The organism is Nonomuraea basaltis (assembly GCF_005893125.1).
In the GTDB taxonomy this organism is placed as follows: Bacteria; Actinomycetota; Actinomycetes; order Streptosporangiales; family Streptosporangiaceae; genus Nonomuraea; species Nonomuraea basaltis.
Genome location: NZ_VCJS01000224.1, coordinates 1 through 20,618, shown reverse-complemented (window position 1 = coordinate 20,618; position 20,618 = coordinate 1). Strand labels below are relative to the sequence as shown.

Here is a 20,618-nt window from a genome sequence, read left to right as displayed (position 1 = left end):
ACATGCTCCCCACCACCTACGTCTTCCTCGACAAACTCCCCCTCACCCCCCACGGCAAAGTCGACCGCCAAGCCCTCCCCGCACCGGACACGGTCCTGGACAACGGCCGGGCCAGGCGGGAACACCGGCCCACCGGTCCCGGCCGCGCCGTCGCCGGCATGGGGGACGACGAAGTGGACGCCCTACTGAACAGCCTCCTGAGAGGAGCCCAGGAATGAACACGCAGGACGAGTACACCGTCGTGATCAATGACGAGGAGCAGTATTCGATCTGGCGTCCGGGCCGGCCGCTTCCCGAGGGATGGCACTTGGGCGGGTTCGCGGGATCGAAGGACGACTGCCTCGCGCACATCGCCTCGGTCTGGACCGACATGCGGCCCGCGAGCCTCCGGCGGCAGATGGACGGCTGACATGCACACGACCGTGACGTACACCTTGACCCCGGCGGAGAGGGACCGCATCGACGGGCTCCTCGACCGTCTCCGCCGCACCTACGGAACGGCGGAGGACCCCCGCTTCCTGTGGGCGGCCAGAGGGGAGGCCTACCGCCATCTTCCGCAGGGGCTCCTGGACTTCTTGATGGCCTTCCACCACCAGGAGAGCTCTCCCTGGGTCGTGGTGCGCGGGCTTGGGGTGGACGACGAGAGCATCGGGCCCACCCCGCCCCACTGGGGCCGACAGGCGGATCCGGCGACCACCGCGCGCGAGGAGCTGTTCCTGGCCCTGCTCGGCTGCCTGATCGGCGACGTGTTCGGCTGGTCGACGCTCCAGCACGGCCACCTGGTGCACAACGTGCTGCCCATCCGCGACCAGGAGCGGGAGCAGAGCGGTCACGGCAGTCTGGACGACCTGGCATGGCACACCGAGGACGGGTTCCACCAGTTCCGGTGCGACTACCTCGGGCTCATGGCGATGCGCAATGACGGGCTCGTCCCGACGACCGTGTCCGCGGTCGACGAGGTACGGCTGTCGCCGGAGCAGGCTGCGATCCTCCGCCAGCCGTACTTCCTGATCTATCCGGACAACGAACATCTGCAGCAGCGGACGCGAGAGAACGGCTACACCCGCATGCCGCCGCCCGGTCCCGACCGGTGGTCCGAAGCGGCCCCGAGCGCGGTGCTGTTCGGCGACCCCCGGCAGCCGTACCTGCGCATCGACCCGTACTACATGACCGCGCTGCCCGGCAACGACAAGGCCGCCAGCAGCCTCAAGGCGCTGACCGACCAGCTCGAGGCGGGCCTGCGCAACCTCGTGCTCACCCCCGGCGACCTCGCCTTCGTCGACAACTACCGGGCGGTCCACGGGAGGCGGGCGTTCCCGCCGCGCTACGACGGCAGGGATCGCTGGCTGAAGAAGGTCACCGTCACCAGGGACCTGCGCAAGTCGCGCCGCGTCCGCGAAGGCGTGGACGGCCGGGTGCTGCATCCTGCCGAGGTGTCCCAGCTGGAGCTCGAAGCGGAGATGACGGGAGCGAGACCGTGACCGAGGAGACCAGGCTGTCCGGCGCGAAGGCGGAGCTGCTGCAGCGCTGGCTGGGCGGAGAGACATCCCCGGAACGGCCCCCCGAGACGATTCCGCGGCGCGAGCGGGCGGCCGGGCCCGTGCCGCTCTCCCTGGCCCAGCAGCGGCTGTGGTTCATCGAGCAGTTGCAGCCGGGCGGCACCGCGTACAACCTGTCCTTCTGCGCCCGCGTCGACGCTGACCTGGAGCCCTCGGTGCTGGCCGCCTGCGTGGACGAGCTCGTGGACCGGCACGAAACGCTGCGGACGGTCGTGCGGAAGGACGCGGGAACGGCCCACGCCGTCGTGGACGGTGGCACGCGACCTGTGCTCGACGTGATCGACCTCCGCGCGCTGCCGCCGTCCGAAGGGTTCGCGGCGGCGGTCGAACGCTTGCAGACGGCCGCGGATCAGCCCTTTGACCTCGAGAAGGGGCCGGTGGCGAGGATCACGCTCTGCCGGGTGCGCGGACATGACGTGCTCGGCATCGTCGTCCACCACCTGTTCGGCGACGGCTGGTCCCTCGGTGTGGCGATGCGCGAGCTCTCGGCGGCCTACGCGGCGCGCGCGTCCGGCGTCCCGTTCGAGCCGCCTCCGCTGCCCATCCAGTACGGCGACTTCGCCGCGTGGCAGGCCGGGGCGCCGGAGGAGAAAGAGTGGACGCGAGACCTGGACTACTGGCGGGACCGGCTGGCCGACGCGCCCCCGCTGGAGCTCCCGGCGGACCGGCCGCGCCCTCCGCTGGTCAGCACGGCCGGTGGGTGGTGTGAGCTGTCCCTGTCGGAGGAGTTGTCGGAGTCCATACGCGTGCTCGCCCGCCGGGCGGGGGCCACGCCGTTCATGGTCGTGCTCGCCGCCTGGCAGGCGCTGCTCGCCAAGCTGACCGGCCAGCGCGACATCACGGTCGGGACGAACGTCGCCGGCCGGGCGCGGCCCGAGACCTACGGGCTCATCGGCAACTTCGTCAACATGCTGGCCCTGCGAACCGAGCTGCACGGCGATCCCACGTTCGGGGAGACGCTGGATCGGGTCAAGGCGACCTGCGCCGGGGCGTTCGCGCACCAGTCGCTGCCGTTCGAGCGCATGGTGCGGGAGGTCCAGCCGAGCGTGCGGTGCCTGTTCATCATGCAGCCGCCGCTCGGGCAGCCGGACTTTGCCGGGGCCCCCTTCGACGCCGTCCCGGTCATCGCGCGGAGCGCACGTGCAGACCTGGAGTTGCATCTGAGGGACGGCCGGGCGCTGGAGGGGCACGTGTCGTTCAGCTCCGACCTGTTCGACGCTGCGACCGCGGAACGCGTCACGGCGCGGTTCGCCGCGCTCCTCGAACAGGCCGTGGGCGACCCTGGTCGGCGGCTGTCGGATCTGTCGCCACTCTCCCCGGATGAGCAGGACATGATCAGGGCATGGGGACGTGGTCCGGCGATCGCTATCCCGTCTGAGCCGGCCCACGAACTCATCCGCCGGCAGGCGCTGCGGGATCCGCAGCGCATCGCGGTGGTGTGCGGGTCGCAGCGGCTGGACTACCGGACCCTCGACGGGCGGGCCGCCCAACTCGCCCGCCACCTGCGCGAGCTCGGAGCCGGGCACGAGTCGCGGGTCGCGATCTGCCTCAGCAGGTCCCCGGAGATGATCGTCGCGATGCTCGGCGTCCTCAAGGCCGGCGCCGCATACGTCCCCCTGGACCCGCGCCATCCCCCGGAGCGGCTCACCGCCCTGGCCGCCGACGCCGGAGCCGGCCTGGTCGTCACCGAGGAGTCCCTCGCTCTCGCCTTCGCCGCCCGGTCCGGCGGGTTCGAGACGGTATGCGTCGATCGAGACGGAGCCGCGATCGCGGGGCGGTCAAGCGAGGACCCCGGCGTCGCCGTGCCCGCCGACGGCCTGGCGTACATCGTCTACACCTCGGGCTCCACAGGGACTCCCAAGGGCGTCGCCATCGGCCACCTCGCGCTGTCGAGCCTGATCGCCCACGTGCGGCACGGGCAGGACATCGGACGCGACGACGTCATGGCCACGGTGTCGAGCCTGGCCTTCGACGCCTCCGTGGCCGAGATCTACCCCGTGCTGGCCGCCGGCGGAGCCGTGGTGATCGCCACCATGGAGGAGATCCTGGACGCCACTCGCCTGCGCAGGCTGATCCTCACTCACCGGGTGTCCGCCCTGCTCGCGACACCCACCATGTGGCGGACGATCATCGCCGCCGGCGGGCTCGGCCAACCCAGGGTCAAGGCGCTGTCCGGCGCCGAAGCTCTGCCGGCCGACCTGGCCGACGTGCTCGCCTCGACCCATGACCGGGCGTGGAACCTGTACGGCCCGACCGAGACGACGGTGTGGACCACGGCCGATCCCCTGGTCGCGGGACGCCCCGTGTCCCTGGGGTCGCCGGTCGCCAACAGCGTGATCCGGCTGCTGGACCCCGACCTGCGGGAGACGCCGGTAGGCGTGCCCGGCGAGATCTGCGTCGGCGGACCGGGACTGGCACGCGGCTACCACGGCCGCCCGACGCTGACCGCCGAGCGCTTCGTCCCCGACCCGTACGCGCCCGGCGCGCGGCTGTACCGGACCGGCGACCTGGCCAGGTACCGGCGCGACGGCTCCCTGGAGTACCTCGGGCGCGCCGACGACCAGGTCAAGCTGCGCGGCCAGCGCATCGAGCCCGGCGAGGTAGAGGCGGCGCTGCGTGCCCATCCGACCGTGGAGGAGTCCGTGGTGGTGCTGGACGAGCGCGGCCACGCGGGTTCGCGCCTCGTGGCGTACCTGACCCGTACCGGGCTGTCCACCTCCGCCGAGCTACGCGATCCCGCCCTGCTCGTCCGGCACCTGCGCGAGCGGCTGCCCGAGTACATGGTGCCGACCGCGTACGTGGTGCTCGACCGTTTCCCGGTGAACTCCAGCGGCAAGTTGGACCGGCGGCGGCTGCCCGCTCCCGACTCGGCCCGGCTGCCCGCCGCACCGCGGGTCGAGCCGCGCACGCCGCTGGAGGAGGAGATCGCGCAGGTCGCGTGCGAGCTGCTGGGGGTGCCGGAGCTCGGCGTCCACGACGACTTCTTCGACCTCGGCGGGCATTCGCTGCTCGTGGCCCAGCTCGTGGACCGGCTGCGGCAGCGGTACGGGATCGAGCTGCTGCTGCAGGATCTGTTCTCGCGGGAGCCGAACGTCGAGCAGCTCGCCCTCATCGTCGACGATCAGGTACGCCGCAAACGCCAGCTCGACAGCGCGACCGCGCGGATGGGCCGCAGGGTCGGCGAGCTGCCGGACCAGACCGTGGACGCCCTGCTGGCGCAGTTGCTGGCCGAGGGAGGCTGACATGCGGTTCGGAATGTTCTTCGAGCTCCAGCTGCCCCGCCCCTGGGCCGATGGCGACGAGCGGCGGCTGATCGGCAACGCCCTGGAGTGGGCGGAGATCGGCGACCGGATCGGCATCGGCTACGGGTGGGCTCAGGAGCACCACTTCCTGGAGGAGTACTCGCACTCGACGGCTCCCGAGGTCTTCCTCGCGGCCGTCAGCCAGAGGACCTCGCGCATGCGGGTGGGGCACGGCATCACGCTGATGCCCGCGCCGTACAACCATCCCGCCCGGGTCGCGGAGCGGATCTCCATGCTCGATCTGGTGAGCGGCGGCCGGGTGGAGTGGGGCACCGGCGAGTCGAGCTCCCGGCTGGAGCTGGAGGCGTTCGGGGTCGACTACATCGATAAGCGGGCCATGTGGGCGGAGTCGGTGCGCGAGGCCGCGAAGATGATGTGCTCGGAGCCGTACCCGGGGTACGAGGGCCGCCACTTCTCGATGCCGTCCCGCAACGTGATCCCCAAGCCTGTCCAGAAGCCGCATCCGCCTCTCTGGGTGGCGTGCACGAACCGCGACACGCTCAAGCTCGCCGCTCGGCTCGGCATAGGGGCGCTGACGTTCTCCTTCATGGACGCGAACGAGGCGCGCTTCTGGGTCAACGAGTACTACGAGACGTTCCGCAAGGAGTGCCGACCCCTCGGCCAGGCCGTGAATCCGAACGTGGCCATGCTGGCGGGCGTGCTCTGCCACCGCGACGCCTCGACGGCGGCTGCCCGGGGGCTGCGGGGGCAGCAGTTCTTCAAATGGGCGCTGGCCCACTATTACCGGTTCGGCTCGCACGTGCCGGGGCGGACGAACCTGTGGGAGGAGTTCCAGCGGGCGGAGCCGGAGCCGATGGCCGGGCTCGGCGGCGTGGGGCCGCCTGAGCAGGTAGCGGCCCACTTCCGCGAGCTGGAGAGAGCCGGGGTCGATCAGCTCATCCTGCTGCAGCAGGGCGGGGACTACCCGCACGAGCATGTGTGCGAGTCACTGGAGCTGCTCGGCAAGACGGTGCTGCCCGAGTTCGGGGAACGGGACGAGGAGCGGACCAAGCGCAAGGCGCGCGAGTTGGAGCCATATGTGGAGCGGGCGATGGCACAGGTGCCGGAAATCGCCGAGCCGCCCCTGGAGGCCGTCGAGTCGTACCCGCGCCTCTGGCAAGGGGGCGGCGTCACGGACGACCAGGTGGGAACGCACCGCGCCCTCGACGCCACCTCCCTGTGGCGCATGCACGTCGGGGGGCACGGCGGTGGCTGAACGAACGCTCGTCGAGCTCGTCGGCCGCCGCGCCGCCGAGGCGCCTGGCGAGCTCGCGTTCGGCTTCCTCGCGGACGGGGACGCGGACCTGCGCGTGCTCACCCGAGCGGAGCTGGACGCGAGGGCGCGCCAGGTGGCCTGCGACCTGGCCGACCGCGTGGCCGAAGGCGGACGTGTCATCCTCCTCTACGAACCTGGCCTGGCCTTCGTCACCGCCTTCTTCGGCTGCCTGTACGCGGGCGTAGTCGCGGTTCCCGCCTATCCGCCCCTCCAGCACGCCGGCCGGGACCGGGTCGCTGGAGTGGCCGCCGACTGCGGCGCTGAGGCCGTACTGACCACCAGGCTCCTGCAGGAGACGGTCGCCGGGGTACTGCCCGCACTGCCCATCATGGTCACGGACGTGCCGGCCAACGGCGGTGACTCCTGGCGCGACCCTGGAGTGGACCCCGACACCGTCGCGTTCGTCCAGTACACGTCGGGCTCCACCGCCGCCCCGAAAGGGGTGGTGCTCACCCACGCCAACCTCCTCGCCAACCAGCAGGCCATCGGCCGGGCCCTGCACGTGCCCGAGCACGCGGTGGTGGCGAGCTGGCTGCCCATGTACCACGACATGGGCCTGATAGGCACGATCATGTACCCGCTCTACCGCGGCGCCCCCTGCTACCTCATGTCCCCGTTGCACTTCCTCCAGCGCCCGGCCCGATGGCTGGAGCTGATCTCGAACTTCGGGGTCTCGGTCAGCGGCGGCCCCAACTTCGCGTACGACCTGTGCGCCCGCCGCGTCACGGACGAGGAGCTCGCGTCGCTGGACCTCACCACCTGGCGAGTCGCCTTCAGCGGCGCGGAACCGATCCGCGCGTCCACGGTCCAGCGGTTCACACGACGCTTCGCGCCGTGCGGGCTCCGCCCGGACGCCCTCGTCGGCTGCTACGGCCTGGCGGAGGCCACGCTGCTGGTGACGGGAGCCGGGCCGGAGGACCGAGAGGTATTGATCGCCGATCGGGCAAGCCTGGAACACGGCCACCTCGCCGCCCCTGTTCCGGCGGCCGAGCGATCCCTCGCCGGCACAGCCTCCACGGCCCCGCGAAGTGGGCGGGAGACGACCGAGCTGGTGCCGTCGGGTCGAGTCGCACCGGGACATGAGCTGCTGATCGTCGACCCGGAGACCCTTACCCCGCGGCCGGACGGCCACGTCGGCGAGATCTGGGTGCGTGGCCCCAGCGTGGCGGCCGGCTACTGGAAGCGGCCAGGCGATGCCTTCCAGGCGCACCTGGCCGGCGGCGGCGACGGCCCGTACCTCCGCACGGGCGACCTCGGGCTGCTCTGGAAGAAGAGCCTGTATGTGACCGGCCGTATCAAGGACCTCCTGATCGTCAGAGGCCGCAACATCCACCCGCACGACGTGGAGGATGCCGCCTGCGTCTCCGGCGGGCACGTCAGGCGCGGGGCGGGCGTGGCGTTCGCGCTGAACGAGGGCGTGGCGCTGGTGCAGGAGACGACCGCGGACGACGCCGCCCTCGCCCCGCTGGCAGGCGAGATCCGCAGCACCGTCCTGCGTGACCTGGGCGTCCGCCTCGACGCCATCTATCTGGTGCCCAAGGGGACGGTCCCCAAGACGTCGAGCGGCAAGGTGCGCCGCGCCGCGGCCCGGGCCGCCGTGCTCGCCGGGACCGTCCCCGTGCGCTTCGAGAGCCGGGAGGGCCAATGGACGTAGAGAGGATCCGGGACTGGCTCGTCCGCCGGGTCGCGGAGGAGGCCGGCCTGGCGCCGGCGGACGTCGACGCCGACGCCGACGCGCCGTTCGCCGCCTTCGGCCTCGACTCACCCCGGATCACCGCGATGGCGGGAGACCTGCAGCGCTTCCTCGGCCATCCGGTGAGTCCCACCCTGGCCTTCGAGTTCCCCACGGTGTCCACTCTCGCCGAACGCCTGTCCCACGCGGCCCCGCCTCCCGAGCGCACCGCGGCACCCGGCCGCCCTGCCCACCGCGGAATCCCTGCGGGAACCAGGACAACCGTCCACGAGCCCATCCCCTACGAACCGATCGCGGTGACGGGTCTGGCCTGCCGGATGCCGGGGGCCGGCGACCCCGCCGCCTTCTGGCGTCTGCTCGAATCAGGGACGGACGCGATCGGCGACATCCCGGCCGAACGCTGGGAGGGTTCCTCCCGCGGCCGGGCCGGACTCCTGGACGACGTCTCCGGCTTCGACGCGCCGTTCTTCCGCATCAGCGGCGACGAGGCGCTGCGCATGGACCCCCAGCAGCGCATACTCCTCGAAGCCACATGGGACGCCCTGGAGGACGCCGGCGAGGTGCCGGCGCGGCTCCGCGGCTCCCGTACGGGCGTGTACCTCGGCATCTCCGCCAACGACTACGCCTACCGCCAGCTCGACTCCGCCACCATCGACCGCTACACGTCCTCCGGCAACGCACTCTCCGTGGCGGCAGGGCGTCTGTCATACGTGTTCGGTCTGCGCGGTCCCGCGCTCGCCGTCGACACGGCGTGCTCGTCGTCCCTGGTCGCCGTCCATCTCGCCTGCCGGGCGATCCGCTCTGACGAGTGCGACGCGGCCGTCGTCGCCGGGGTCAACCTGCTCCTCGACCCCGCACCCTCGACCGGCCTGGGACTGGCGGGCATGCTGTCGCCGGAAGGCCGGTGCAAGGCGTTCGACGCGAGCGCCGACGGCTACGTCCGGGGCGAGGGCTGCGGTGTGGCCGTGCTCAAACCACTCTCCAAGGCGCTGGCTCAGGGTGACCGCGTCTACGCGGTGATCCTCGGTACGGCGACCAACCAGGACGGAGCCACCAACGGCCTGACCGCCCCCAACCCCGCCGCCCAGCGCGAGGTGGTGGAGGCGGCCCTGCGCGACGCGGCGACCAGCCCGGCGACGGTCCGGTACGTCGAATGCCACGGCACCGGCACCGCCTTGGGCGACCCGGTCGAGGCTCACGCTCTGGGCGCGGTCCTGAAAGGCGACCGGGAGCTGCTGATCGGATCGGTGAAGACCAACATCGGCCATCTGGAGGCGGCGGCGGGCATCGCCGGGCTCATCAAGGTCGCCCTGTCGCTCCACCACGGCCGGATCCCGCCCAGCCTCCACTTCACCACCCCCAACCCGCACATCCCCTTCACCGACCTCGGGCTCCGCGTAGTGACCCGCCCCGAGCCCTGGCCCGGCGGCGTGGCGGGGGTGAGCGGCTTCGGCTTCAGCGGCACCAACGCCCACATCATCATGTCCCCGCCTCCACCACCCGCAGAGCCCGCGGCCATGCCCCGCGCGCTGCTCCTGCCGATCAGCGCCCGGACGGAGAGCGGCCTCGCCCGAGCCGCGGCCGCCTGGGCGGACCACCTCACGGGCTTGGCCGCCGCGGGAGCCACCGCATCGGACGCGCCCCCTGCGACGAGCATCGATGCGGACCTGATCTTCACTGCCGCCACCCGCCGTACTCATCACCGGCCCTACCGCGCGGCCGTCATCGGCGCCGACGCGGCCGAGCTGGCCGCCCGCCTTCGCGCCGTACGCACCACGTCCACCCGGGTGCCCGCCGGGGACCCGCGAGTGACCTTCGTGTTCTCAGGACAGGGCGTCTTCGCCGACCAGGCAGAAGCGGTGGTGCGGAACCGGCAAGAGGGGCACGACGCATCGCCCGGCCCGTTGGATGCGGTGCGTGAGCTCCTTGACTCCGACCCCCTTTTCCGATCGTCGATCCGGCGATGCGACGAGCGGCTCGACGGCGTCCTCGGCTGGTCCGTCGAACATGTTCTCAGCGGCGAGACCGAAGCCGACCTCCAGGACACCGCGATCGCCCAGCCCTTGATCGTCGCCGTGCAGCTGGCCCTGTCCCGCGTATGGCGTTCGCTCGGCATCGAGCCCGCCGCCGTCGTCGGGCACAGCGTCGGCGAGATCAGCGCCGCCGTGACGGCGGGCCTGCTCGATGCCGGTACCGGACTGCGGCTCGCCGCCGACCGGGGACGCCTGATGAGCCCGGCCAGGGGCGGTCGCATGCTGGCCGTCGGTCTCCCCCGGGAGGCGGCCGAGCGCAGGGCGGGGAGTGACGCGGCCCTGGCGGCGATCAACGCACCCGGCCTGACCGTCCTTTCCGGTGCGCGCGCCGCGCTGGAGGAGGTGCGGCGGGAGCTGGCGGACGAGGGGACGTTCGCGCAGTGGCTGCCGGTCGAGTACGCCTTCCACGGCCCCGCCATGGACTATGCGGCCCGCGCGCTGGCAGAGCTGTACCGGGACCTCGAGCCGGGGAAGGCGACCATCCCGTTCTACTCCTCCGCCTTGGGCAGGCGCGCGGACGACTGCGAGGTGGACGGGGCGTACTGGGCCCGCAACGTTCGCGAACCCGTCGATCTCGCGGGCGCCGTCTCCGCCCTGCTGCCGGAGTCCGACGCGCTCGTCGAGGTCGGGGCCAGGCCACTCCTGCAGGCAGCACTCCGCAGGGCGTCCGGCGACCGCCGGGTGCTGACGACCGCCACGCTGGGAAGAGACGGCCTCCTGGGAGCCCTCGCTTCCCTCTACACGCTCGGCTGCGCGCCACGCTGGGCACGCTTGCATCCCGGCGGCGGCCGGGTCGTGTCCACGCCCGGCTACCCGTGGGAACATCGGACGTACTGGCTGGACCGGCCCGAGCCCCGACGGGCGTTCGAGCGCGAGGTGGCACTCGACCCCGCGGACCTTTCGGAGCATCGAGTGAACGGCCTGCCCGTGTTTCCGGCAGCCGGGTACGTCCGGCTCGCCGTGTCGGCCGCCCGCGCGCACGGCCTGGCCGAGCCGATCATGCTCGAACACCTCGACCTGCTGACTCCGCTCAGCGCGACGGACGGCCAGGAGCTCCGGGGCGCACCCACCCGGGGTGACGCCCGTCCGCACGCGCTCGTCACCCTGACGCCCGAAGCCGGCGGCCTCGCATTCTCGATCACGACCGGAGCCGGCCGGGACGAGGTCCGCCACGCCACCGGCCGACTCCTCTCGACCGGCCCCGCAGACCCCACCGGCTCGGAGCGCCTGGCCGCCGCCGAAGGCCGCTGCGCCGAGCCGGTCCCCGTGGAGCTGCTGTATTCCCTGCTCGACGGCGCCGGCCTGGCGTACGGTCCGCGCTTCCGGGGTGTGCGGCGGGTGTGGCGGGGCGACGGTGAGGCGGTGGCGGACGTCGGCGGCGCTCCGGTCCCCTTGCTGGACGCGGCCCTGCACCCTGTGCTCGCGGCGGCCCCGGCCGACCTTCGCGAGGGCGATGCGGCCGTGCCCGTCGGCGTGGACGCGGTCCGCTGGTGGGCCGATCCCGGCCGAGAAGCCCGCTGCCACGCCCGCGTGACCGAGAGCGGCGAGGGAGAGACCCGGGCAGACGTGACGATCTACGACTCCTCGTCCCGCCCCTGCGTCGAGCTGGCCGGGCTGCGGATGCGGCACGCGCGCGCGTCCCGAGAGCGGGCGGAGTTCCGCCTGTACGAGACGGTCTGGCGGGAATCCCCCGCCGAGGGCGCGGCACCGGAGGGACGGTGGCTGCTGGTGCCCGAACGTTCGCGCTCGGATCGCTCAGACCTGGAGGGTTCTGGTACGGCCGAGGCGCTGGCCGCCGAGCTGGCGCGAAGAGGCGCCGCCGCCGACATCCGCCCCGACGGGGACCCCCGCCACGTCGAAGGCGTCGCCGGGGTCGTCTACCTGCCCTCCCTGGACGCCGAGTACGAGGACGCCGTCGTGGACGTTGCCCGGCTCGTCCGCGCCCTGTCGTACGCCGGACCCGGGACCGCCCGCAGGCTGATCGTCGTCACGCGTGGTGCCCGGGCGGACGACGTCACGGACCCGCGAGCCGCCGCCCCCTGGGGCCTGCTCAAGACGGCGGCCATCGAGAACCCCGTCCTGCGCCCGCGCTGCGTGGACCTCGATCCCCAAGCCCCCACCGGCTCGACCGCGTCCGCGCTGTGCGACGAGCTGGCCGACGACGCCGGCGAGACCGAGGTCGCTTACCGTGACGGGCGACGCCTGGTGGCCCGGCTCAACGAGCTGCGCATGACACCTCGCCGCACACTGACCCCCCTACGCCCCGACGCCACCTATGTGATCACGGGCGGTACCGGCACCCTCGGCCTGCTGGCCGCCGGCAGGCTGGCGCAACGGGGAGCCCGGCATCTCGCCCTGCTCAGCCGCCGACCGCCGGCCCCGGACGCCGAGGACACGCTGGCGCGGCTGCGCGCAACGGGCGTCGAGGCGCAGGTACTGCGCGCCGACGTCGCCGACCGCGACGCGCTCGCGCGGGCCCTGGCCATGGCGCGTGCGAGCGGCCCGCCGGTCCGGGGCGTGCTGCACGCAGCGGGTGTGCTCAGGGACGGCGCCCTGCTGGACATGCCGGAGGAGGCGCTGCGCGAGGTCCTGGAGCCCAAGCTGCGCGGCGCGTGGAACCTGCACGAGCTGACCCTCTCCGACCCGATGGAGTGGTTCGTTCTGTACGCCAGCGCCGCCGGCGTCCTGGGCTCCCCCGGCCAGGCGAACTACTCCGCCGCGAACGCCTGCCTCGACGCCCTCGCCCACCACCGCCGGGGGCGAGGGCTACCCGCCACCGCCATCGACTGGGGCCCATGGGCAGAGGCCGGGATGGCCGCCGACGCCGTACGGCTGCGCACGGCCAGCAGCGCCTTCGAGCCCGGCGACGCCCTGGACCTCCTGGAACACCTGATATCCGAGGAACGGGCACAGACTCTGGCGCTTCCGTTCGACCTGCGTAACCTGCTGCAGTTCTACCCCGCCCAGGTGGGCGCGGCCCTTTTCGACGAGGTGGCCACCAACGAGGACCGCTCGCTGAAGTCCATCGGTGGACAGGACTCGGCCCGCCCCGACATGGGGGCGCCGTACGTGGCTCCGCGCAACGGTCTTGAGCAGCGGATCGCGGCCATCTGGCAGAAGGCGCTGGCGATCGACCCCATCGGCGTGGAGGACGGCTTCTTCGAGCTGGGCGGCGACTCCGTCTTCGGCCACCGGATCCTGGGCGAGATCAACCGCACGCTCGACACCCGTATCGACCCGGCGAGCGCGTTCACCGACTTCACGGTCGCCCACCTCGCCGAGCTGGCCGCGCAGGCGATGCGCGACCGGCTGGAGAGCATGACGGACGAGGAGGCGGCCCGGCTGCTGACCAAGGAGGGACTCGATGAAGCCGATCACGCTACCGGGCATCGATGAGTACGCCGAAGCCCACACCACCCCCGACCCCGCCTTCATGCGGCTGGTCAGCGAGAACACGTGGCAGTCGCTGAGCGACCCGCAGATGATCTCGGGCCCGCCGCAGGCCAGATTCCTGCAGATGCTCGTGTACGCGCTGCGCCCCCGCCAGGTCCTCGAGATCGGGACGTTCAGCGGCTACTCGGCGCTCGCCATGGCCGCCGCCCTGCCTCCCGACGGCCACGTACTCACCTGCGAGATCGATGGCCGGCACGCCGCGATGGCCCGCGACCACATCGCGTCGAGCCCGTACGCCGGAAGGATCACCGTCGAGGTCGGCCCCGCGCTGGAGACTCTCGACCGGCTGCCCGGTCCGTTCGACTTCGTGTTCATGGACGCCGCGAAACAGGAGTACCTCGCCTGCCTCGAAGCCGTCCTGCCGAAGCTGTCGGACCACGCCATGATCGCCGCGGACAACACCCTGTGGAACGGCGAGGTCCTGTACGACGACGGCGACGCCGACGTGGTGGCCCTGCGGGCCTTCAACGACGCTGTGGTGGCGGATCCCCGGCTCGAATGCGTGCTCGTCACGCTGCGCGACGGCGTCACGCTGATCAGGAGGGCCGCCCGGTGAGCCCCAGGGGCAGCGCCACCGCGCAGGGCGCCTGGTGGGGCGTAGGCGTCCACGACTGGGCGGCCATCCAGGAGTGTCAGGTACGGGAGCTGTACGACGACGTCCTGGTCCGGATCGGCGCGTCCGTGACCACTCCGCGACACCTCGACGACGACCCAGAACCGCCGGCGGCGAGGCGGTCATTCGATCTGGCCGGGATACGGGTGCTCGACGTCGGCTGCGGCTCGGGGATGTTCTGCCGGCTGGCCGCCGACCGGGGAGCCGAGGTCTCAGGGCTGGACGCGGCCGAGCCCCTCCTCGACCTGGCCCGCGAACGCGTCCCCGAAGCGTCGTTCACGCTCGGCGACATGGAACGCCTGCCGTACCCCGACGCCTCGTTCGACCTGGTGACCGGCATGAATTCCGTTCACTACGCCGACGATCACCGGCAGGCGCTGCGTGAGGCCCGCCGCGTGACAGCCCCGGGCGGGCGGCTCGTCGCGGCGACCTGGGGCCCGCCCGAGACCTGCGAGGCGTCCGCGTACCTGGCCGCCCTGGCCCGCCTCCTCCCGCCGCTCCCCGACCGCGGCGGCGGGGGCCCGTTCGAGTTGTCCGCCGACGGCAAGCTCGCCGCCCTGGCCGAGACGGCGGGCTGGACGCCGGAAGAGGTCCGCGACGTCACCTGCGTCTGGCGGTACGCCGACCTGGCCCAGGCACAACGCGGCCTGCTGGCCGGGGGCCCTTCCTCGACCCGGGCCCTGCAGGAGAACGGCTGGGAACGGGCCGCGGCGGTCGTAGCGGCCGCGATCGCAGCGTTCCGGACAGAGGACGGCGGCTACCGCCTGCGCAATGTCTTCCGGTATCTCGTCGCAACCGCGTGAGGAAGTGATGATCATGGCACGGCAGAGCACGAAGGACCGCACGGAGCAGGGACCCCAGCCTCGGGACCGCCGCTGGCTGGGCCTGTTCTTCTTGCTGCTGGCCGGCGTGATGGACCTGGTCGACGCCACCGTCGTCAACATCGCGCTGCCCGCGATCCGCGAGGACCTGAGCGCGTCGTACGCCGACATGCAGTGGATCTCCTCCGGCTACGCGCTGGCGTTCGCGCTCACGCTCGTGACCGGGGGCCGGCTGGGCGACATCGCCGGCCGACGGCGCCTGTTCCTCATCGGGGCGGCCGGGTTCGTCGTGGCCTCGCTGCTGTGCGGCCTGGCCCCGGACCCGGAGACGCTCATCGCCGCCCGCCTGCTGCAAGGCATCATGGCCGGGGCCATGGTGCCCCAGATCCTGGCCATCATGACGGTGACGTTCGGGCCCGAGGAGCGTGGCAAGGCGTTCGCGCTCTTCGCCGGGATGGCGACGGTGGCCACGGTCGGCGGGCCACCGCTCGGCGCCTTCCTCACCGAGGCGGACGTGCTGGGCCTCGGCTGGCGGGCCATCTTCCTCGTCAACCTGCCGCTGGGCATCATGGCGATCGCCGGCGCGGTCACCTGCGTGCGCGAGTCCAGGTCGTCCCAGCGCCTCGGCCTGGACTGGATCGGCATGATCATCGCCACGGCCGCGGTATTCCTGCTGATCTTCCCACTGGTGCAGGGACGGGAGCTGGGCTGGCCCGTCTGGACGTTCGTGGCGCTCGCCGCCGCCGTGCCGACGCTGATCGGCTTCGTCTTGTACGAGCGGCGCAGGACCGGCTCCCCTCTGGTGGAGATGAGCCTCTTTCGAGTCCGGTCATTCGTCGGCGGCACTCTGATCTACCTCATCTTCATGGCGGGGATCATCGCCTATTACTTCGTCCTCATGGTGTACCTGCAGGTCGGCCTGGGCTTCACGGTGCTGGCCGCGGGCCTGACGATCCTGCCGTTCGCCGTGGGCACGCCCGTGGGCGCCGGGATAGCGCCCGGCCTCATCGCCAAGATCGGCCGGAACGCGATCCTGACCGGCGCGATCCTGCTGGCGCTGGCCATGGGCGGGGTGATCCTGGCGGTGAGGACGGCCGGGACGGAGGTCGGCTTCTGGCACCTGGCGCCCGCGCTGCTCCTGGGCGGCATCGGCATGGGGATGGTGGTGACGCCGCTGTTCGACTTCGTCCTTTCGGAGGTGCCGGGCGAGCACGCGGGCTCGGCGTCGGGCGTGCTGAACGCGTTCCAGCAGATCGGCGCCGCCACGGGCGTGGCGGTGATCGGGGTCGTGTTCTTCAGTCTGGTCGGGCCGCGGGCGACGGCGGAGTCGTTCACGGACGCGATCCAGTGGACGCTCGCCATCCAGGCGGCGATCTTCCTGGTCGTCGCGGCCCTCGTCATGCTCCTCCCCCGAAGGCCCGCCTACCAGGAGCCCACCCCATGACGGACATCTCATCCCCGAACGGCGACCGAGCCCCCGGGCAAGGCCGGCCCTTCGCGGAGAAGCGGGCACTGGACGGCGTCCCCTCCCAGGAGGGCCGTGTCGCGCTGGTGACCGGCGCCAACAGCGGCCTTGGCCGCCACACCGCCATGGCACTGGCGGCCAAGGGAGCGAGGGTGCTGCTGGCCTGCCGCAACCCCGGCAAGGCCGAGGCGGCGGCACAGGAGATCGCGAACCTCACCGCCGGCACCGCGGAGCCCGTGCGGCTGGACCTGGCGGACCTCGGATCGGTGCGGGCCGCAGCGGCGGAGGCCATGGACCGCAGCGACGGCGTGCTCCACCTCCTGGTCAACAACGCCGGCATCATGGCGAACCCGAAACGCTTGAGCGCGGACGGCCACGAACTCCAACTGGCCACCAACCACCTCGGCCACGCCGCGCTCACCTGGCTGCTCATGCCGGCGCTGCAGGCGTGCCCGGGGGCGCGAGTCGTCACCGTCTCCTCCGGAGCGCACCGCGGAGCCGGGCTGGACGTGGAGGACCTCGACTTCGAGCGCCGTCCCTATGACAAATGGGCCGCCTACAACCAGTCCAAACTGGCCAACCTGCTGTTCGCGTTCGAGCTGGACCGGCGGGCGCGAGCAGCCCGGCTCGACCTCATCAGCGCCGCCGCACACCCGGGCATGGCCCGTACCGGCCTGTTCACCAGCTCCGCCAGAGCGCAGGGCGGCCCGGCGCTCGTGGCCCTCTCGGCGATCATCACCCGGGTCGCGTGCCAGCCGGCCGCGAAGGGAGCCCTCCCGCAGGTGCACGCCGCGACGATGCCGGGCGTCCAGGGTGGTGATTACTTCGGTCCCGGCGGGTTCGCAGAGATGCGCGGCCGGCCGGTCCGCGCCGAATGCGCGCCCGCGGCCAGGGACGAGCACCTGGCCGCCCGTCTGTGGAAGGAGACCGCCCGCCTGACAGGCGTCATCCCCGCCCCGTCCTAACAACTCCTGTCCCGGCGATCAGCCGATGCGGCCCTCCCGGCCGGCCCGGGATGTCGGCCGCTACCTATGGCGGCCGGCCGGTACGTCCGAGAACCCGTACTCCTCGGCCAGGTCCGTGACGGGAAGCGTGCGTCCGGCGTGCCGTGCCACTTCCGGATCCTCGAGCAGGGCGCGCACGGCCCGGCCCGGGAACTCTACGGAGTCGCCGCCCGGCACGTCCTCGCCGACCGCCGCTATGATCGCCTCCGTCCGGGTGAATCCGGGCGAGAGAGCGAGTGCGGTCACCCCATGCGGGCGCAGGTCGTGGGCGAGGGTATGGGCGAGGCGGCTGACGCTGGTCATGGCGAGGTCGTAGAAGACGTGCCCTGCGATCACCTCGGCGTCCGGGTCGGTGAACCCGGTGAGTACGACCAGACCGCGCCGCTCGATCAGCAGCGGGGCGGCGTACCAGGCCGAGACGAGATGGCTGCGGACCCCGACGTCGATCATGTTGTGCCAGTGGTCGAGCGGGAGAGTCCAGAACGGGCCGCCTTGGAAGGGCAGGGCGTTGCCGTTGCAGGCGTTCGCGACGAGGAGATCGAGACCTCCGTACTCGTCATGCACCCGCTGGAAGAGCGCCTCGACGGCGCGGTCATCGGTGTGATCGACATGGACGGGAACGCCGTGACCGCCACGCTCGTCCACCTGCTCGGCGGTGTCCTCGATCGTGCCCGGGAGATCGGAGTGGTGGTGGTCGCGGCTTTCGCGGTCGGTGACGTAGACGGTCGCCCCGGATTCGCCGAGTACGAGGGCGATGCCGCGGCCGACACCTCGCGCTGCTCCGGTCACGACGGCGACGGTGCCTTCCATCGGGACTCCCTGTCGAATGGGGAACGAGTACGGCCGGCTGCCTGCGGAGGAGCCATCCTTTTCCCCCACCCTTACAAGGCGCCACCTGAGACGTCAACGTAGCGCTCGTGCACATTCGCCTGGGACTCGCTCGTGCTGAACACGACCTTGACGTCTCCTGATGGAGTCTGAGGCCGTGCGGCCGTCAAGTGCCTATCGGGGCGAGACAGGATCGGTGCGCAGCATGCCGACCGCCTGCATCTGCAGGTTCGAGCGGTAAGCGGCACTCTCCCCCACCAGGGCGACGTGCTAGTGAGCGCTGGCAACCAACCCTTGCGGCTCTCGCGAAGTGATCGCTCCCCTTGACTTCACAGGGTCACTGGCAGAGTTTTGTGAACTATCTAGTCCGTACTCTCGGAACGGAGTCCACATGCGCCCTCTTCTGGACTGCCTGTTATCACTGGTGATGATGACCCCACAGCCCCTCCCAGCGATCGCCTCATTCGACGAACCCGTCGCTCCGACGGTGATCGGCCCCATCACCGGAAGCGACGAGCCTCGCGACCACCCGTTCTTCGCCACGGACCAGAACCTCGGCAAGGCCGGCTACGTCGAGGAGGAGTACTTCATCGAGGGCGCCGCCAATCGCTACACCACTCCTGACCAGGCCACCGGCACCGTGATCGACAGCGGTCACGCCTACAGGACGCGCATCGTCGTCCGCCGGCCGATCTCGCCGAAGAAGTTCAACGGCACCGCGATCGTCGAGTGGTACAACGTGACCAACAACTTCGACTACGAGGTCATGTGGTCCCGCTCGTTCCGCCACCTGCTCGACGAGGGGTACGCGTGGGTGGGTGTCAGCGCCCAGCGCAACGGTGTGCACACCCCGACCGGCCTCAAGGCGTGGAACCCGGCCCGGTACGGCAGCCTCGATCTGACTGCGGGCGGCACCGTCACCGACGACGGCCTCGCCTACGACGTCTTCACCCAGGCTGCCAAGGCGCTGACCGACCCGCGGGGCGCACACCCCCTCGGCAATCTCGAGGTCAGGACGCTGATCGCGACGGGTCAGTCTCAGTCGGCCTCCCGGCTGGCCGTCTACGCCAACTCGGTGCATCCCCTCGCGCCGGTCTACGACTTGATCACTGTCGTGGACGGCGGCGTGCAGATCCGCGCCGACCTGACCACGAAGGTCTTCAAGACCGCCAGCGAGTATGACGTGCTCGCCAACCAGGCCGCCCGCCGCCAGCCCGACAGCGATCGCTACGCCTACTGGGAGATCGCCGGAGCCTCGCACTCCGACCGGCACGCCTACCTCGTCAACAATCCGATCCGCCTGCGCGACGCCGGCGTGTCGGGCCTGCTCGCCGGGCCCACCGCGCCTTGCGTGTCCCCGGCACGCAGCAACGTCCCCTACGAGTACGTGCTGAACGCGATGTTCGACCACGCCGTGCGCTGGGCACGGGAGAACCGGCGGCCGCCCGCCGCCCCCAAGCTGGAGATCATCGACACCACCACCAGCCCCGCCGCGCTCGCCAGGGACGCCTACCAGATCGCCCGCGGCGGCATCCGGCTCGCGGCGGTGGACGCCCCGACGGAGCGCAACACCGGCTGGAACATCGGCCTGACCGACGCCACCAATAGCGCCTGCCGTCAGGGCGGCACCTGGATCCCCTTCGACGAAACCACCCTGAACCAGCTGTATCCCAAGCACCGCGACTACGTGACCAAAGTGCGCCAGGCCACCGAACGGAACCTGCGAGACGGCTTCATCACCCGGCGGGACGCCGACAGAACCATCCGCGACGCCGAACGCTCTGAAGCAGGCAGGTAAGAAGGTGTCACTGTGCCGGCAGGCAGCGGCCGGGCCCACTGCCATCTCTCAGGCGGTGACCTCAGCCCATGGAGGTCAGGGCGGCCCGCGCCGCGACCGCCGAGCGGCCTGGCCAGCTCGCAGAGCTGCGCAAACCGGTCGGCTTTGCGAGCGAAATCGGGGTCCGGGAGTTGGGTGATGACATGGCGGGCCCCGAGCTCGGCTCCGGCCTCCAGGAAGCGCAGGAAGTCCGCGGGGTCGTCATCGAACTCACGTGGCCGCCGCACTTCACTGAGGACCAGCGCCACGGTGGACAAGAACTGCGGTTGAGCGGGCCGGGGTTGGCCGGTCAGACCAGGGCGGCGACGGCGCGTACGGTGACGCCCGTGCCGACGAGCAGGACTAGTGCGGCGGTCATGGTGGCGGTGTAGGGGCGCAGGCGGTGGAGACGGCCGGTCAGGGTGAGGTCGCGCAGGCTGCGTAGTGCGAGCGCCGCGGCCAGCAGGGTCAGCGCCATGCCGATGCCGTAGCACAGGACGATCAGGACGCCGAACGCGGTGCGTCCCAGCGCCATCGCCCCCAGGAGCACCACCAGCGCCGACGGACTCGGCACCAGCCCACCCGCAACGCCCAGCGCCACCACACCCCCACGCCGCCCCCAACTCCCGTGCCCATGCCCGTGGGATCGGCCGTCCACGTGGCCGTGGCCGTGGCCGTGGGCTTGGGCTTCGGCGTCCGCGTGGTCGTTGGGCTGGGCGCCTGCATGGTCGTGGTCCTGTCTCTTATCCACATCT

At 71.7% G+C, this 20,618-nt stretch carries 14 protein-coding genes; 12 read left to right on the top strand and 2 right to left on the bottom strand.

The window, feature by feature from the left end; all coding sequences use genetic code 11:
• The 11 genes from EJK15_RS71780 to EJK15_RS55595 form a co-directional block, all read left to right on the top strand.
• A partial coding sequence (locus EJK15_RS71780) for a hypothetical protein (protein ID WP_171075116.1) occupies window positions 1-218 on the top strand: 218 nt, incomplete at its 5' end.
• A complete protein-coding gene (locus EJK15_RS55640) occupies window positions 215-409 on the top strand; it encodes an MbtH family protein (RefSeq protein WP_138718548.1) in 195 nt (64 codons plus the stop codon). The genes EJK15_RS71780 and EJK15_RS55640, both read left to right, overlap by 4 nt.
• Before the next feature lies 1 nt (window position 410).
• Complete coding sequence (gene gntD / locus EJK15_RS55635; protein WP_138718547.1) at window positions 411-1,481, top strand: guanitoxin biosynthesis L-enduracididine beta-hydroxylase GntD; 1,071 nt, start codon at window positions 411-413, stop codon at window positions 1,479-1,481.
• Window positions 1,478-4,801, top strand: coding sequence for a non-ribosomal peptide synthetase (locus EJK15_RS55630; protein ID WP_171075115.1), 3,324 nt, complete (start codon window positions 1,478-1,480; stop codon window positions 4,799-4,801). The genes gntD and EJK15_RS55630 overlap by 4 nt, the downstream gene beginning before the upstream one ends.
• Before the next feature lies 1 nt (window position 4,802).
• A complete protein-coding gene (locus tag EJK15_RS55625; RefSeq protein WP_138718545.1) occupies window positions 4,803-6,077 on the top strand; it encodes an LLM class flavin-dependent oxidoreductase in 1,275 nt (424 codons plus the stop codon).
• Entirely contained in the window at window positions 6,070-7,791 is a 1,722-nt protein-coding gene (locus EJK15_RS55620; protein ID WP_171075114.1) for a fatty acyl-AMP ligase, read from the top strand. The genes EJK15_RS55625 and EJK15_RS55620 overlap by 8 nt, the downstream gene beginning before the upstream one ends.
• Window positions 7,782-13,259 (top strand): type I polyketide synthase, encoded by a 5,478-nt coding sequence (locus EJK15_RS55615; protein ID WP_138718543.1) that lies wholly within the window; start codon window positions 7,782-7,784, stop codon window positions 13,257-13,259. Before EJK15_RS55620 ends, EJK15_RS55615 begins: the two co-directional genes overlap by 10 nt.
• Entirely contained in the window at window positions 13,228-13,872 is a 645-nt protein-coding gene (locus tag EJK15_RS55610; RefSeq protein ID WP_138718542.1) for an O-methyltransferase, read from the top strand. Before EJK15_RS55615 ends, EJK15_RS55610 begins: the two co-directional genes overlap by 32 nt.
• Window positions 13,869-14,732: a class I SAM-dependent methyltransferase gene (locus tag EJK15_RS55605; protein WP_171075113.1), complete on the top strand. Its 864-nt coding sequence runs from the start codon at window positions 13,869-13,871 to the stop codon at window positions 14,730-14,732. The genes EJK15_RS55610 and EJK15_RS55605 overlap by 4 nt, the downstream gene beginning before the upstream one ends.
• 13 nt (window positions 14,733-14,745) lie before the next feature.
• Window positions 14,746-16,194 carry an MFS transporter gene (locus EJK15_RS55600; RefSeq protein WP_171075112.1) on the top strand — a complete coding sequence of 483 codons (1,449 nt, stop codon included), beginning with the start codon at window positions 14,746-14,748 and terminating at the stop codon, window positions 16,192-16,194.
• Entirely contained in the window at window positions 16,191-17,180 is a 990-nt protein-coding gene (locus EJK15_RS55595) for an oxidoreductase (protein WP_138718539.1), read from the top strand. The genes EJK15_RS55600 and EJK15_RS55595 overlap by 4 nt, the downstream gene beginning before the upstream one ends.
• Window positions 17,181-17,240: 60 nt before the next feature.
• Here the strand turns inward: EJK15_RS55595 and EJK15_RS55590 are convergent, their stop codons facing one another.
• Window positions 17,241-18,029 (bottom strand): SDR family oxidoreductase, encoded by a 789-nt coding sequence (locus EJK15_RS55590; RefSeq protein WP_138718538.1) that lies wholly within the window; start codon window positions 18,027-18,029, stop codon window positions 17,241-17,243.
• 409 nt (window positions 18,030-18,438) lie between these two features.
• On the opposite strand from EJK15_RS55590, the gene EJK15_RS55585 reads away from it, so the two are divergent.
• Window positions 18,439-19,845, top strand: a complete 1,407-nt coding sequence (locus EJK15_RS55585) for an alpha/beta hydrolase domain-containing protein (RefSeq protein ID WP_138718537.1) — start codon at window positions 18,439-18,441, stop codon at window positions 19,843-19,845.
• Between the two features lie 328 nt (window positions 19,846-20,173).
• Here the strand turns inward: EJK15_RS55585 and EJK15_RS55580 are convergent, their stop codons facing one another.
• Window positions 20,174-20,521 carry an urease accessory protein UreH domain-containing protein gene (locus EJK15_RS55580; RefSeq protein WP_276615545.1) on the bottom strand — a complete coding sequence of 116 codons (348 nt, stop codon included), beginning with the start codon at window positions 20,519-20,521 and terminating at the stop codon, window positions 20,174-20,176.
• Window positions 20,522-20,618 lie beyond the last annotated feature (97 nt).